This is a genomic window from Robertmurraya beringensis (genome assembly GCF_042433785.1).
Classification (GTDB): domain Bacteria; phylum Bacillota; class Bacilli; order Bacillales; family Cytobacillaceae; genus Robertmurraya_A; species Robertmurraya_A beringensis.
In genome coordinates, this window is sequence record NZ_JBHLUU010000015.1 from 22202 (window position 1) to 37909 (window position 15708).

The 15708-nt window shown below is 37.9% G+C and carries 17 protein-coding genes; 15 read left to right on the forward strand and 2 right to left on the reverse strand.

Annotated elements, in window-relative coordinates; all coding sequences use genetic code 11:
- Positions 1-86: 86 nt before the first annotated feature.
- The 5 genes from ACFFHF_RS02415 to rarD all read left to right on the forward strand — a co-directional run bounded on the left by ACFFHF_RS02415 (position 87) and on the right by rarD (position 5520).
- On the forward strand, positions 87-1229 hold the full coding sequence (locus ACFFHF_RS02415; protein WP_160546988.1) for a cysteine desulfurase family protein: 1143 nt from the start codon (positions 87-89) through the stop codon (positions 1227-1229).
- A complete protein-coding gene (gene thiI, locus ACFFHF_RS02420; RefSeq protein WP_340904907.1) occupies positions 1229-2440 on the forward strand; it encodes a tRNA uracil 4-sulfurtransferase ThiI in 1212 nt (403 codons plus the stop codon). Before ACFFHF_RS02415 ends, thiI begins: the two co-directional genes overlap by 1 nt.
- Positions 2441-2524: 84 nt before the next feature.
- Positions 2525-2725: an alpha/beta-type small acid-soluble spore protein gene (locus tag ACFFHF_RS02425; RefSeq protein ID WP_119709401.1), complete on the forward strand. Its 201-nt coding sequence runs from the start codon at positions 2525-2527 to the stop codon at positions 2723-2725.
- Positions 2726-2883: 158 nt separating this feature from the next.
- Positions 2884-4470, forward strand: coding sequence for an acyl-CoA synthetase MbcS (mbcS, locus tag ACFFHF_RS02430; protein WP_377057551.1), 1587 nt, complete (start codon positions 2884-2886; stop codon positions 4468-4470).
- 123 nt (positions 4471-4593) lie between these two features.
- Positions 4594-5520, forward strand: coding sequence for an EamA family transporter RarD (gene rarD, locus ACFFHF_RS02435; RefSeq protein ID WP_377057552.1), 927 nt, complete (start codon positions 4594-4596; stop codon positions 5518-5520).
- 55 nt (positions 5521-5575) lie between these two features.
- Here the strand turns inward: rarD and ACFFHF_RS02440 are convergent, their stop codons facing one another.
- Together ACFFHF_RS02440 and ACFFHF_RS02445 are read right to left on the reverse strand one after the other, a co-directional pair.
- Positions 5576-6088 carry a nuclease-related domain-containing protein gene (locus ACFFHF_RS02440; RefSeq protein ID WP_377057553.1) on the reverse strand — a complete coding sequence of 171 codons (513 nt, stop codon included), beginning with the start codon at positions 6086-6088 and terminating at the stop codon, positions 5576-5578.
- A gap of 47 nt (positions 6089-6135) precedes the next feature.
- A complete protein-coding gene (locus ACFFHF_RS02445) occupies positions 6136-6936 on the reverse strand; it encodes an NAD kinase (RefSeq protein ID WP_377057554.1) in 801 nt (266 codons plus the stop codon).
- A 146-nt stretch (positions 6937-7082) separates the two neighbouring features.
- On the opposite strand from ACFFHF_RS02445, the gene sppA reads away from it, so the two are divergent.
- The 10 genes from sppA (at position 7083) to ACFFHF_RS02495 (ending at position 15682) form a co-directional block, all read left to right on the forward strand.
- Positions 7083-8093, forward strand: a complete 1011-nt coding sequence (gene sppA / locus ACFFHF_RS02450) for a signal peptide peptidase SppA (protein WP_160546614.1) — start codon at positions 7083-7085, stop codon at positions 8091-8093.
- Between the two features lie 46 nt (positions 8094-8139).
- On the forward strand, positions 8140-8607 hold the full coding sequence (locus tag ACFFHF_RS02455; protein ID WP_377057653.1) for an RDD family protein: 468 nt from the start codon (positions 8140-8142) through the stop codon (positions 8605-8607).
- An 83-nt stretch (positions 8608-8690) separates the two neighbouring features.
- Positions 8691-9386 (forward strand): DUF2953 domain-containing protein, encoded by a 696-nt coding sequence (locus ACFFHF_RS02460; RefSeq protein ID WP_377057556.1) that lies wholly within the window; start codon positions 8691-8693, stop codon positions 9384-9386.
- A 12-nt stretch (positions 9387-9398) separates the two neighbouring features.
- Positions 9399-9854, forward strand: a complete 456-nt coding sequence (ytfJ, locus tag ACFFHF_RS02465) for a GerW family sporulation protein (protein WP_377057557.1) — start codon at positions 9399-9401, stop codon at positions 9852-9854.
- Between the two features lie 130 nt (positions 9855-9984).
- On the forward strand, positions 9985-10485 hold the full coding sequence (tpx, locus tag ACFFHF_RS02470; RefSeq protein WP_160546618.1) for a thiol peroxidase: 501 nt from the start codon (positions 9985-9987) through the stop codon (positions 10483-10485).
- Positions 10486-10597: 112 nt separating this feature from the next.
- On the forward strand, positions 10598-11581 hold the full coding sequence (locus ACFFHF_RS02475; RefSeq protein WP_160546619.1) for a class I SAM-dependent methyltransferase: 984 nt from the start codon (positions 10598-10600) through the stop codon (positions 11579-11581).
- Between the two features lie 222 nt (positions 11582-11803).
- Complete coding sequence (locus ACFFHF_RS02480; RefSeq protein WP_160546620.1) at positions 11804-12991, forward strand: acetate kinase; 1188 nt, start codon at positions 11804-11806, stop codon at positions 12989-12991.
- A gap of 103 nt (positions 12992-13094) precedes the next feature.
- On the forward strand, positions 13095-13937 hold the full coding sequence (locus tag ACFFHF_RS02485; RefSeq protein ID WP_160546621.1) for an EcsC family protein: 843 nt from the start codon (positions 13095-13097) through the stop codon (positions 13935-13937).
- Entirely contained in the window at positions 13930-14442 is a 513-nt protein-coding gene (locus ACFFHF_RS02490; protein WP_160546622.1) for a MogA/MoaB family molybdenum cofactor biosynthesis protein, read from the forward strand. Before ACFFHF_RS02485 ends, ACFFHF_RS02490 begins: the two co-directional genes overlap by 8 nt.
- Before the next feature lie 100 nt (positions 14443-14542).
- Positions 14543-15682, forward strand: coding sequence for a metallophosphoesterase (locus tag ACFFHF_RS02495; protein ID WP_377057558.1), 1140 nt, complete (start codon positions 14543-14545; stop codon positions 15680-15682).
- The last annotated feature ends 26 nt before the right edge of the window (positions 15683-15708 follow it).

The window sequence follows — 15708 nt, forward strand, 5'->3', positions numbered from 1 at the left end:
TTCTATTCGTTTTCCTGATTGTCATTTATATGATAACATTATTAGTTGAGTTTACCCGTGATTGGTAAGATAAAGGGGTTTTATACATGATTTATTTTGATAATAGTGCAACAACCAAACCATTTCCAGAAGTTGTGGATTCATTTGTAAAAGTTTCAAGTGAATTTTTTGGGAATCCTTCATCTATTCATCGATTAGGTGTAGAAGCGGAGAGCTTGTTAGCGCAAGCTAGAAAACAAATAGGTGAGCTTTTACAGGTAAATCCGAGAGAGGTTTACTTTACATCTGGAGGTACGGAGAGCAATAACTTAGCAATTAAAGGTACTGCACTTATGTATCGAAACAGAGGGAAACATATTATTACATCAGCGGTTGAGCATGCATCCGTTAGAGAGGCGTTTCAACAGCTGAAGGAATTAGGATTTCGAATAACGGTTGTTCCAGTGGATACGGAAGGGAGAGTTTCTATTTCCGATATAGAAGATGCCATCTGTCACGATACGATCTTAGTGTCGATCATGCATGTAAATAATGAGGTAGGTACGATTCAGCCTATTAAAGAAATCGGCAACATGCTAAAAGGCTATTCCAAAATATTATTTCATGTGGATTATGTACAAGGCGTTGGAAAAGTAGCACTCGATATTCAAAGATATCATATTGATCTCTGCTCGATATCCGCTCACAAATTTCATGGTTTAAAGGGAACAGGCGTGTTAGTCGTCCGTGAAGGGGTCCAAATTTCTCCGCTTTTTTCTGGAGGAAATCAAGAATGGAAGCTCCGAAGTGGGACGGAGAATGTTGCTGGAGCGGTTTCAATGGCAAAAGCATTGAGACTAACTTTACAAAGTTACAAAACAAAATTAAGTCAAATTAGCGAAGTTCAAAGTTATCTTCTTAAAGAACTACAAGCGCTTGAAGATATTGTTATTCATACTCCAAGCAAGGGGCAAGCTCCTCATATCATTAATTTCTCTGTAAAAGGGTTTAGAGGAGAAGTATTTGTACATGCGTTAGAAGAGAAAGGGTTAATTGTCTCGACCACAAGCGCATGTTCTTCAAAAAAGAAGGCCATAAGCCATACACTATTGGCTATGAATGTCTCAAAAGAGGTCGCAGAAAGTGCGATTCGAATGAGTTTATCGTATGAAAACACTCTTGAAGAGGCAAGTAAGGCGGTTTCTATTATACAAACAACAGCTACTGAACTAAGAGAGGTTATGCACTAATGAATTACGATCGAATTTTAATAAGGTACGGTGAAATATCAACAAAGGGACGAAATCGTACGAAGTTTGTTGAAAAGTTGAAAAGAAGTGCAAAGCGTGCACTAACCAAATTTCCTAACATCATTATTGAGACAACTAGGGACCGTATGTATATTTTGTTAAATGGGGAAAATGGTGAGGGAATTATCGAGAAGTTAAAAATCCTTCCTGGCATTCAATCCTTTAGTCCGGTCATTAAGACTAGCCTGGATCTCGAGGAAGTTAAAGAAGCAGCGTTACAATTATTCTTAAACAACTATAAAGTAGGAGATACTTTTAAAATTTCAACTAGACGCGCGAATAAGGACTATCCTCTTGATACAGGGCAACTAAATTATGCTCTTGGTTCTCACATTTTACAAAATGTCCCTGATCTAAAGGTAGATGTAAAAAATCCAACCATTGACGTTCAGGTTGAGGTACGTACAGAAGCTGTTTATCTCTCAATCGAAACGATTATGGGGGCAGGTGGAATGCCTATCGGATCTAGTGGGAAGGCCATGTTGATGCTATCTGGTGGAATTGATAGCCCAGTTGCTGGCTATATGGCCATGAAAAGAGGGGTAGAAATAGAGGCTGTTCATTTCTTTAGTCCGCCTTTTACAAGTGAGCGTTCCAAACAAAAGGTAGTTGAATTGGCAGAAAAGTTGTCATTACTAAATGGTGGGTACTTTACTCTCCATATCGTTCCTTTTACGGCTATTCAACAGCTTATTCAAAAGCAAATACCAGAAAACTATACCATGACGGCAACAAGACGGATGATGCTTCGGATAACAGATGAAATTCGCCGCAAATTTGAAGGGTTAGCCATCGTTACGGGGGAAAGCTTGGGCCAAGTAGCAAGTCAAACCTTAGAAAGTATGCTAGCGATTAATGATGTTACATCTACACCAATTTTAAGACCTTTAATCACTATGGATAAGTCTGAAATAATTAATATTGCAAAAACGATTGATACCCATCATATCTCCATTCAACCCTATGAAGACTGCTGTACTGTTTTTGTGCCTGCCGCTCCGAAAACAAAACCAAAGCTTGAAAAGGTTCAATATTACGAAAGCTTTGTAGACTTTGAACAGTTGATACAAGAAGCGGTTGATAAAGTTGAAACCATTCAAATAAAACCCGATGACGATAAAAAGGATCAAGTATTTGGAGAATTATTCTAACGGAATTGTGAACAATTTCCAAGTGATTATTTGAATGAAGGCCATGTGTTTGACACATTCTATACTCACAAGGAGGTGATTCACATGGCAAACAACAACAATTCAAATCAATTACTTGTAGCTGGTGCTCAACAAGCTATCGACCAAATGAAGTACGAAATCGCTACTGAGTTTGGTGTTAACTTAGGTGCTGAAACAACTTCTCGTGCTAACGGATCTGTTGGTGGAGAAATTACAAAACGCCTAGTTTCTTTTGCTCAACAATCTATGAGCGGAAGACAATAATCACTCCAACTAAATAGAGAAATGGCTACAGAGGCATTCCCTTAAATGGGGTGCCTCTTTATTTATTATAAAACAATTTTAAATTTTAAAATAATTTTGTATAATTACATGTGTGACATCAGAGACATTACATAGAAAATATTTTAGGGGGAGAGGCAGTGAAACGAGAAGATTTACTAGCACCTGAAAAATATAATTTAGTAAGTGAAATGGAAAGATTTTCTGAAGATCACGAAAGAGTTGCCCTGATTTGGGAAGATGAGTCGGGATGTAAAAAACAAATCACGTATCAACATTTATTATTGAATGCAAATAAAATTGGAAACGTTTTCTTTTCTGAGGGTTTAAAGCAAGGTGATGTTGTTCTAATTGTTGTGCCTAGATTAATTGAAGCCTATGAAGTATATATTGCAGGGCTTAAAGCTGGGCTCGTTGTTATTCCTAGCTCAGAAATGCTGCGTACAAAGGACTTTCAATATCGTATTCAACACGGAGACGTAAAGGCAGTTGTAAGTTATTATCCTTATATTGAGCAATTTAATCAGATAGAAGAGTGTAAAGGTATCCCTCGATTTGTCATTGGTGGAAAAGCGGATGGGTGGAAGACGTTAGAAAATGAAATGATGATGGCTTCTACAGAATTCGAATTAGCCTCTACTAGAAGCGATGATATGGCTTTCTTATCTTATACTTCAGGAACAACAGGCAATCCAAAAGGGGTTGTTCACACGCATGGCTGGGCTTATGCTCATCTGAGAACAGCAGCTCCTAACTGGTTATGCATTGAGGAAGGAGATCGTGTATGGGCAACGGCAGGACCTGGATGGCAAAAGTGGATTTGGAGTCCATTTTTATCAGTGTTAGGCTCAGGGGCAACTGGATTTGTTTACAATGGTAAGTTTGATCCAAGCAAATACTTGACCTTATTGCAAGATTACAAAATAAGCGTACTATGCTGTACTCCGACTGAATACCGTTTGATGGCTAAAGTAGAAAATATTCATGAGTATCGTTTGAACAATCTTCATAGTGCGGTATCTGCTGGTGAGCCTTTAAATAGGAATGTAATTGACACGTTTAAAAAACATTTCGGGCTTGATGTTCGTGACGGATATGGTCAAACAGAGAATACATTACTAGTAGGAATTACAAAAGAGATGACGTTGAAGGCTGGATCGATGGGAAAACCGACCCCGGGAAATAATGTGGAAATTATTAATGAATATGGTGAGATTTGTGAGATAGGTGAGGTTGGTGATATTGCAGTCCATGTTGAAACCCCAGCTTTATTTAAAAATTATTACAAGGACGCGGAAAGAACTGCCATGCAGTTTCGTGGAAACTACTATATAACTGGTGACAAAGCGAAAAAGGATGAAGACGGGTATTTCTGGTTTGAAGGGCGCGGCGATGATATTATTATCAGCTCTGGTTATACTATTGGACCGTTCGAAGTGGAAGATGCTCTTGTGAAGCATCCTTTTGTGAAAGAATGTGCTGTGGTAGCAAGTCCGGATGAAGTACGAGGGAGTATCGTAAAAGCGTTTGTTGTTCTAAAAGAAGGGGTAGATGAAAAGGATCCCGAGCTGATTAGCACCCTTCAAAGCCATGTCAAAGAGTTAACAGCTCCATATAAATATCCGCGGAAAATTGACTTTATCAAAGAACTGCCGAAAACAACCTCTGGAAAGATTCGCAGAGTCGAGTTAAGAAGGAAAGAGCAGGAGCTGGCGAGTGAAAATTAATAATATATCAGAGAGAGGAATTCAATTTCTTCTCTCTATTTTTGCAATAAATGTATAGCATGATTTGAATTTACCCTTTATAATAAGTAAATGTTTCGAGTCTAGAAAGAATAGAGGGTACTCATGGAGAGAAATGAAATAAAAACAGGTGCGTTTCAAGCGGGCCTTTCGTATTTATTATGGGGAATTTTACCGATTTACTGGAAGCTACTTGATCATGTAAACGCAGAAGATATTTTAGCCAATCGTATCTTTTGGTCCTTTGCATTTATGATGGTAGTTTTATTTTTTTCAAAAAAGATCAGGAATTTAATTTCCGTTCTAAAAGGTTTTAAGCAAAATCGTAAAGAAATGTACGCACTAATTATTGCTTCTTTATTAATTAGTACCAACTGGTTTATTTATATATGGGCTGTGAATCATCATCATATGATTGAAGCTAGCCTTGGGTATTATATTAACCCGTTAGTCAGTGTTCTATTAGGTGTCATATTCTTAAAGGAGAAGCTTTCTCCTGCTCAGTATGTTTCCTTTATTATCGCTGGAGTTGGGGTATTGATTTTAGGAATATCGTACGGGAAGTTTCCATGGATTTCGATTGTATTAGCATTCTCCTTTGGGGTATATGGACTGGCGAAGAAAATGATTAAAGTTGATTCTGCTGTGGGATTAACATTAGAAACGTTGGTCGTTACCCCATTTGCGTTAGCATATATGGTTTTCTTATTTTTAAATGGAGAGCATGCGTTATTTGCAGGTTCTGTAACAACTGATCTTTTATTGGTCGGAGCTGGAGCAGCGACTGCCTTGCCGCTTCTGTATTTTGCAAAAGGAGCGCAAAAGATTCCGTTATCCATGTTAGGATTCCTGCAATATATCGCCCCAACGATTACGCTTATATTAGGTGTGCTTGTATATGGAGAGCAGTTTACAAAACACCACCTACAAGCATTTATCTTTATCTGGTCCGCTCTTACCATTTACTCGATATCAAAAACGAAATTATTTGCAAACACACTGGGACCTGTCCGAAAAAGATTTGGGGCATGATGGGAAAAGGAAGCTGACTGCTTGGTAGTCAGCTTTTTTACTGTGGTTTGTGAAATTAATGGAGTTCTAATTGCCGGTTGAGCGGGGAACGAGGTGAAGAATGAATGGGTGCATGAAAGAGAGTGAACTCGGGGTTTACAAATACTAGATAAGCTTCAACGGGGATGTTTATGCCTAGGTCTTTTAATAATCTTCTAAAGGCGGTTTCGGTTCTCTGGAGTTGTATGAGGGGGCTTTGGATTTCCACTTTCTTAATCGTATACCAACGATTATTTTCTAAAAAATATTCTCCGTCAAAATTTTTCACTTCAAAAACGATAAACTTCCTTTTCAAGAGCAATGAGTCAATTTGAAATGTATGTCCACCACTATTTGTAAGTAATAAATCATTCATCATTAAATAATTGGCAGATGATAGCCCATTAGTCATTAGGTAATCCCACTGCAATTCTCCGGCATACCCTTTTTCCAATTTTTCAAGCCGATCAACCTCTAGTAATTTCATTCGTTTATCCAAGTACCTTAAAATCAAGAGTTCTTTCGGTACCGTTCTTTGTTTTATGATCAATTGATAACCTCCTAAATAGGGGCTTTTCCAAAGCCCCCGAAATCAAGTTATAAGAATGTTCTCTTTACTTTTTCCCAGAACGAATTATCCTTCAATTTCACTGTTTTAATTCTCTTTTCACTGAGTTGGATATCCACCCTCTCCACATGCTGCAAACTGAGGGCTTCATTGTCCATGCCCATTGTTGGGTGATCGTTTCCATCTTGTACAACTCTTAATGAAAGCTTTCTCTCTCCGCTTAAGATAAAGGGAGATCCTAGCGTACGATAATAATTCGTATTTAAGGACGCTAGCTCACTTACTTGGATTGACGGTAGGAATGGGTCAACAACAGCTCCATTGACTGATTTACTGTATGCTGTACTGCCTGTCGGTGTAGAAACGATCATCCCGTCACCACGGAAGGTTTCGAAATGAAGGTCATCAATAAATACTTCTAGAACGAATGTTTTAATAATAGAAGAGCGAATACTAAACTCGTTTAAACATTGAAAGGACATTTCTCCATCCACCAAAACATCAATGGTTGGATAGCGTCTTACTTCTATTTGTTCATTTGTCGTTGCCTCAATCATTTTATCTGTTTCATTGATATGGAAGTCACAGTAAACTTTTAAACTTTCAGTTGTAGAAATACCTGCATATAAACAGTCCTCACGAAAGCCGGTTTTTCTAACAGCTTGTAGGAATGTTCCATCTCCACCGATACTGACAACAATATTTGCGTCTTTGTGATCTTTGACTACTGTAAATCCTTGCTTTGCTGCAAGCTCATAAAGTGGTGAAACCGTTTCTAACATATCCGAATCTTTTTTGTGATAGAAAAAAATATTTCGACGGTTAGACATTGAAATTTCCTCCAGACGAGTTTAAATTTACCATTATATCTTTATTTTGCTAAAATGTAGGATACAGAAATTAGTTTACCTGTTTTTGAAACATTTTAAAAGGAGAACCGTAATAGTAGAGGGAAGTGGAAAAAGGAGGATCATAGATGAATGGAAAGCGTTGGGCAGCACTCGGTATTGCTGTAGTATTATTAGTATTTTCTTGGGTGACAAATGCACTCTCTTCGATGGCCTTTAGCAACATCGAGAGCTCATGGACAGAGGTATTTTCTGCCACAGAGGAACCTTTTATCGAGGAAATTATTGAGGAAGGAAATGCGTCCAAGAAAATTGCCGTTCTAGAAGTAAATGGAGCGATTCAAGACACGGGGGATGTAACATCATTTTTCCAGTCACCTGGTTATAATCATTCAGCTTTTATGGAGAACTTGGAACATGTGAAAGAAGATAAAGATGTAAAGGGGATTATTCTAAAGGTCAATTCTCCTGGTGGTGGAGTGGTTGAAAGTGCAGAGATTCATGACAAGCTAGTAGAAATCTCTGAAGAGACAAAAAAACCAATCTACGTCTCAATGGGGTCGATGGCAGCTTCAGGCGGCTATTATATTTCTGCCCCTGCTGATAAAATTTACGCCAGTCCTGAAACGTTAACGGGCTCATTGGGAGTAATTATGCAAGGGGTCAATTATGCCGGATTAGCAGAAAAATACGGTGTTGAATTTGTAACAATCAAAAGTGGAGAGTTTAAAGACATTATGAGTCCATCAAGAGAGATGACGGAAGAGGAAAGAAATATCCTTCAAACGATGATTAACAACTCTTACGAAGGCTTTGTGGATGTGATTGCATCTGGCAGAGGATTGTCCGAAGAAGAAGTGAGATCGATTGCAGATGGTCGAATTTATGATGGAAGACAAGCAAAAGAAATTGGTTTAATTGATGATTTTGGATATTTTGAAGATGTAACAGTAGCTATGAAGAAAAATGAAAAATTAGCTGGAGCACAGGTAGTTAGCTACAGTGAGAACTTCGGCTTTGGTTCATTATTCAGTATGGCAGCAAGTAAAATGGTTGGAAAAGATTTAGAGATGACTGGTTTAATGAAGCTATTGTCACAGCCTAATTCTCCAAGACTGATGTATATGTATGCGGAATAAGGAGGGTGACATTTAGATGGATAACAATCAATATGACAAGGAACAAATGGATTGGGCGGAACAACCAGCCCCCCCTCAAGCAGGGTACACCATTTTCTCCAATGCACGGTTCGCAGGCTTTTGGATGAGATTTTGGGCATATTTATTAGATCTACTTGTGATTGGAAGCATCGATCGAATCCTTATCCATCCTATCTTTCGTGCGATAGGGCTAGACTTGCATAGTGGTGACTTTTTTGCTCCAATTACAATCGCTACAGCTCTCACATTTTATGGATATTTTGTATTAATGACAAAATTCTTCGGTCAAACATTAGGAAAAATGGTTTTTGGTTTAAGGGTGATTTCTTTACACGGTGAAAAGCTAACTTGGAGTACGGTACTTTTTCGAGAGTGGGTTGGTCGATTTATTTCCACGTTTATCGTTATTTTATATGTACTTGTAGCGTTTCTCCCTAAAAAGCAAGGAATACATGATCTATTTGCAGATACCACTGTTGTTCACGATCAATAATGAATAAACCTGTCAACAAATCCGTTGATAGGTTTATTTTTTTTTATATTGTCGATAATGGTAGGCGGAAGGGTGTGAGAGTAATGAAGTGGCTACTTTTAATCCTAATTATCTTATTGCTTTTATTTTTGCTTATCCTTTTTTTAAAGCTAAAGGTGTTTATCGACTTCTATCATGGACAAGACGATGACCATTTGAGAATAAAATTCAAAGCTTTATTTGGTCTTATTCAATACAAACTTGAAATTCCAGTCATTCAAATAGATGATGACTCACCAACCGTTGTGGTAAAAACAAAAAAAGAACCTGGTGCAAAAGAACAAGTGAAGGATGAAGAAACCAGCAAGTTTACACCAAAAGAGATTCTGAATAGCTTTAAAGATTTTGAAGTTTTGATACAGCATGTTGTAGGATTGCATACAATCATCCGCAAGTTTCTAAAAAAAGTAACGATTAAAGATATCAAATGGGACTCCGTCATTGGTGTTGGGAATGCTGCATATACGGGGATGATTACCGGAGCATTTTGGGCAGCAAAAGGTAGTCTCATCGGCGTTCTAAGTGCCTATATGCGAATGAGGAATCTACCGCAAATCACCGTTACTCCCCATTTTCAAATGGCGATTTCTCAAACCTCCTTTACATGTATGATTCAATTTCGGATCGGGCATGCTATGTTAGCAGGAATTAAACTGATTAAATTTTGGAAAGGTGGACGGCCTAATTTTAAAACAAAGCCGTTATCAGCTTTATCTAATGAAAAATCTAAATCCGTGTAAGGAGGAGTTTATATGTCTGAGCATCCGATTCAAGGGTTAATGACAACAGCAATGGAAAATTTAAAGGAAATGATTGATGTAAATACAATCATTGGTGATCCAGTTGAAACACCTGATGGCAGTGTAATCTTAACAGTTTCAAAGGTTGGTTTTGGATTCGCTGCAGGTGGTAGTGAATTCACTCTTGATAATGGGAAGGAAGAAGCTTCAAAGCATCCATTTGGCGGAGGTAGCGGTGGCGGTGTTTCAATTACTCCAATTGCTTTCTTAATTGTAAATTCCAAAGAGGTCAAAATGGTACACCTTGATGAGAGTACACATTTGTATGAAAAGATTTTGGACCTTGCTCCTCAAGCAGTGGACAAAATTCAGCAAATGATGTCTAAAAATAAGGATCAAGGTAGTAACAGTAGCCAACAGTCGAATCCAAGTGATTATGATGGTCCTAAGCATGATTTACAAATATAAAAGTAACGGGTTAACTTCCGGTTAGGAAGTTAACTTTTTTCTGTGAAAGATAAGTGTAATTATTTGCAAAATCAAGTTGAACGGGCTATGATTTTTGTGTACATATTCTGGAATGGGAGGAATTTTTTTTATGGCATCAATTACTTTTAAGGGGAATCCAGTTACACTTTTAGGTCAAGAAGTTAAAGTGGGTGACACAGCACCTGATTTTACCGTTTTAGCTAATGATTTATCACCAGTTACGTTAGCTGATAGCAAAGGGAAAGTTCGTCTAATCAGTGTCGTACCATCCATTGATACAGGCGTATGTGATGCTCAAACTCGCCGTTTTAACGAAGAAGCAGCGAAGTTGGATAATGTACAAATTCTTACGGTTAGCGTTGATTTACCATTCGCGCAGAAGCGTTGGTGTGCATCTGCAGGTATCGATAAGGTACAAACTGTTTCTGACCATAGAGATCTTTCTTTTGGAGAAGCATATGGCGTGGCAATCCAAGAATTACGCCTTCTTGCTCGTGCTGTTTTTGTTGTTGATTCTAATGACAAAGTAACTTACGTAGAGTATGTAAGTGAAGCAACGGATCATCCAAACTATGAAGCAGCAGTGGAAGCGGCGAAATCAGCACAATAATAAAAACGAGAAGCCTCGATCACCTTCGAGGCTTTTTTACATCTCTTTAAAATTGCCTTCTTTCCCTATGCTAGATACAATAGAAGATATGAATTTTTCAGGAGGAAGAATTATGTCACCTTCTACTTTAGAAGATTTATTTACATTGTTTAATGAGACGGCTTCTATTTTACAGGAGGAGCTAAATTGTACATACCTAGAGGCATTAGCTGAAACAGGTGAAAACCTTTTTCAACAATCTGTATTACAAGAAGAGTTAAGTGAATTGACACTTAAGAGATTAAAGAAAAGCTACGAATCGTTTCGTCCGGACAAATATACAGCTGAGGAATTACGTAAGGCGTATCAATTAGCTATTTTAAAAGGAATGAAGGAAAGTGTACAACCAAACCATCAAATGACTCCAGACGCAGTGGGAATGTTGGTAGGATATTTAGTGGATAAATTTGTTCAATCGACAAACTTCCGATTACTTGACCCAGCGGTAGGTACAGGGAATTTACTTACTACGGTAATGAACCATCAAGTGAATAAAAAGGTAACTGCAATTGGAGTAGACATAGACGATTTATTAATCCACCTTTCATTCGTAAATGCTAATCTTCAAGAACATCAAATTGAATTGTTTAATCAGGATAGTTTAGAACCGTTATTTATAGATCCAGTGGATGCAGTCGTCGCTGATCTACCTGTTGGATATTACCCAAATGACGTTCGAGCACAAGATTATGAGTTAAAGTCATCTGAAGGACATTCATACGCCCATCATCTGTTTATTGAGCAAAGTGTCAAGCATACGAAGGCGGGCGGATATTTATTTTTTATTATTCCCAATGGTTTATTTGAAAGTGAAGAGGCGCCTAAGCTTCATGCTTTCTTAAAGGAACAAGCCCATATCCAAGGAATTCTACAATTACCTATGACGATGTTTAAAAATAAACAGGCAGCAAAAAGCATTTTAATCCTGCAAAAACTTGGCGGGGACATTTTGCCACCTAAGCAGGTACTTCTTGTCAATATTCCGACACTTTCGAAAGGACAAGATGTCGAGCGAATGCTTAGAAACATTGATATATGGATAAAAGAGAACAAATAATAGGGAACCGATAGCTTATAAAAAGGCTATCGGTTTTTTGTCTTATTTTCAGAATATAATTACTTTATTCTGTAACCGATACCAAAATTAGCTTGTTCTTGAAATGTATGTGAGGCAGTGATTAAATGGGGAATGGAGAGATAGAAACGAGCGTCTTAGTGCAAAATAAATTTGTATTAGCGTATTTTAGAGTTTCTTTAAAAAAGGAGCGGTACTTATCATATGTCAAAGGTAATTGCGATTAACGCAGGAAGTTCATCACTGAAATTTCAACTATTTGAAATGCCGAATGAAGATGTTATTACAAAAGGACTAATTGAGCGTATTGGTCTTAAGGATTCTATTTTCACGATTTCTGTGAATGGTGAAAAGGTTGAAGAAGTTACAGATATACCTGATCATGCGGTTGCAGTTAAAATGCTTTTAAATAAGTTAACTGAATCTGGAATTATTAAGTCACTTGAAGAAATTAATGGTATTGGTCATCGTGTCGTGCATGGTGGAGAAGAATTCAATGACTCTGTTTTAATTACAGATGAAGTGTTAACTAAGATCGAGGAGTTATCAGAGCTAGCGCCTCTTCATAATCCTGCTAATATTACTGGAATTCGTGCATTCCAACAAGTACTTCCAAATGTGCCAGCGGTTGCTGTATTTGATACAGCCTTCCATCAAACAATGCCAGAAAGCTCTTTCTTATACAGCTTGCCTTATGAATATTATAAAGAGTACGGTATTCGTAAATATGGTTTCCATGGTACGTCACACAAGTACGTGTCAGAGCGTGCAGCAGAACTATTAGGTCGTCCACTTGAACAGCTTCGCTTGATCTCTTGTCACTTAGGTAACGGTGCAAGTATTGCGGCGATTGAAGGTGGTAAGTCTATTGATACATCTATGGGCTTCACCCCACTTGCTGGTGTAACAATGGGAACTCGTTCAGGAAATATTGACCCAGCGTTAATTCCTTTCATTATGGAGAAAACAGGAAACAGTGCTGATGAAGTATTGGATATCCTTAATAAAAAGAGTGGAATGTTAGGAGTATCTGGATTCTCAAGTGACCTTCGTGATATCGAGTTGGAAGCTGAGAAAGGGAATGAACGTGCGGAATTAGCGTTAGAAGTATTCGGTAACCGAATCCATAAGTATATTGGTTCTTATGCATCTCGCATGTATGGTGTTGATGCAATCATCTTTACAGCAGGAATTGGTGAGAACAGCCAAGCCATTCGTGCACGTGTACTTCAGGGCTTAGAGTTTATGGGTGTATATTGGGATCCAGCTCTAAACAAAACACGTGGAGAAGAAGCATTTATTAACTATCCGCATTCACCAGTAAAAGTAATCGTTATTCCAACGAATGAAGAAGTTATGATTGCACGTGATGTTGTAAAATTAGCTCAATAATATTCTTATACACAGGCAAATGCTGATTGGCATTTGCCTGTTGCTTTTTCTCCAAAAACCATGAGTATGCTATACTTAAGCTAGTTAAGAAGGAGGGAAGGCAATGGCTTTAACAAGTCGTGAAAAACAAGTGATGGCCTCGATTAAAGAATGGGAAGAGAGTCTTTACAGCTATTCTCCTAATGATCTTGAAGTAACGTATGATAAATACGTAGAGCGAGTTTTTTCCCTATTACCAGAAGAAACACAGAAGCAGTTTTACATAGCCTTAGATACCTGGTTATTTCATTTACATGCATTAATACAAGGAAGTCAACTTCAGTTCGATGCAAAAGAGCGAATTTTATCAGCTGGAAGAGTATTTGACCAAAGCATTACACAAATTGAGGATTTAAAACATTTAAGCATTGATCAGCTTCAGTACATTGCTGAACAACAAATTTCGAGACATAGACTGTATTCCTTTGCTCAAGGAGGAATGTCTGGAACTGGTGGCGCTCTTTTATTGGGTGTGGATCTTCCTGCTGTTACCGTCATCAATCTTAGAGTGATTCAACTTATTGCAATGACCTATGGATACGAAGTTAATACCCCATTTGAAATGATGAATTCTTTGAAAGTTTTTCATGCTGCTACCCATCCTGTCCGAATGCAGGTGTATAGCTGGGAGGAATTAAAGCAGGATATTGGCAAACATAGAGAATACTTTTATGAGGGAAAAGAGGAACTTACAGATATTACATGGATGGAACAACCTCTAAAACAGATTTTTAAGTCGATTGCCATTCTTTTCTTTAAAAATAAAACCCTTCAAGGAATTCCCCTTATATCCATGGCCATTGGAGCAGGTAGCAATTATCAATTAACAAGAAAAGTGACGGATTTTGCTCACTCCTATTATCAATTGCGTTATCTAACAGAAAAGGAGAACACATACGATGAGTAAAGATGAGCATAAGCAAACTGCACCTCGCTCTGTGACGTGTAAAGTAATTACTGTGAGTGATACAAGAACAGAGGAAACCGATAAAAGTGGTCAGCTCATGATATCCTTATTGAAGGAACATGATCATGTGATTGGAGATTACGTGATTGTTAAAGATTCACGAGAAGAAATTACTAGGGAAGTTCTTCGGGGCTGTATCGATGATTCAATCGATATTATTTTAACAAATGGTGGTACAGGTATTGCGAAACGTGATGTAACGATCGAAACCGTTCAAGCGCTTTTTGAGAAAGAAATAAGTGGGTTCGGGGAATTGTTTCGGATGCTTAGCTATACGGAAGATATTGGCTCTGCTGCTATTTTATCAAGAGCGATTGCAGGAGTTATTCAAAATAAAGCGGTCTTTTCTACTCCAGGTTCAACTGGTGCTGTAAGGCTTGCGATGAATAAATTAATCTTGCCTGAGCTCGGTCATATCGTAAGAGAACTGAAAAAAGATCTGTAAAAAAAGTGAGACATTAGTTCTCACTTTTTTTGGTTAAATAAGGGGCAGTTTGGGAAGAGTAATAAATCAATCACTTCTTACATTAGAAGGTGGTGGGTAGATGAGAAATTTATTACTTTTCGTTATTATTGCCTGTCTTATTGCATCACCTGCTGAACAAGTGATTGCAATAGAAGAGCCAGTTCCTCCGTCCATTGAGCTTCGTATCCTTGAGACGACAGATCTACATAGTTACATGATGGATTATGACTATCGAAACAATAAAGAAACAGTGGAATTCGGATTTGCAAGGACAGCGAGTGTAATTAAAGAGGCAAGAAAGGAAGCAAAAAATGTACTTCTTTTTGATAATGGTGATTTAATTCAAGGAAGTGCACTAGCTGAGCTTGCTTCTAAGACGTATCAATTTGACCAAAGCTTCATCCATCCAGCATTTAAGGCGTTAAATCGCCTCCAATACGACGGGGCAACGCTTGGAAATCATGAGTTTAATTTCGGGTTAGACTTTTTGCAAACGAGCTTACGGGGAGCTGATTTTCCATATGTAAATGCTAATATTTATGTGGAAGATCATAATTTACACGCATTTGATGATATCAATTATTTTAATCCTTACATGATATTGGATAAAAGATTCACAGATACAATGGGGGTTGAGCAGAATGTCAAGGTTGGTGTCATTGGGTTAATTACGCCCATTGCAGCAAAGTGGGATGAGGAGCATTTTAAGGGGAAAATTAAAATAAAAAGCATGGTGTCAACACTTAAGCATTTCATACCGATTATGAAGAGCGAAGGTGCTGATATCATAATTGTTCTAGCCCATGCCGGTCTGGCAGCCGATGAGGGTGTAGTAAATAAAAGTGAAAATAGTGTCATGGCATTAACAGAAGTGGAAGGAATTGATGCCATCCTTTACGGTCATAGTCACTCTCTATTTCCCAACGATGATTATTTTTTACAGCAACAATTTATCAATATCGAAAAAGGTACAATCCGTAGTATTCCATTAGTACAAGCTGGGTATTGGGGGAATCATCTTGGGATTATTGATTTGTCAATCAGAAAGGTAAATGATAAATGGAAAGTAGTAGACTCTCGATCTGAAGTGAGATCGATATATAAAAAATCTGGAAAAGATGAAAAAGTACCAGTTGTCCAGCCGGATGAGGAAATTATAGATGCCTTAAGAAACGATCATTCAAACACGCTAGAGTATGTAAAAAATAATAAAGAATAAAAGAGCCTTCAGCCTTCTGAAGGTTC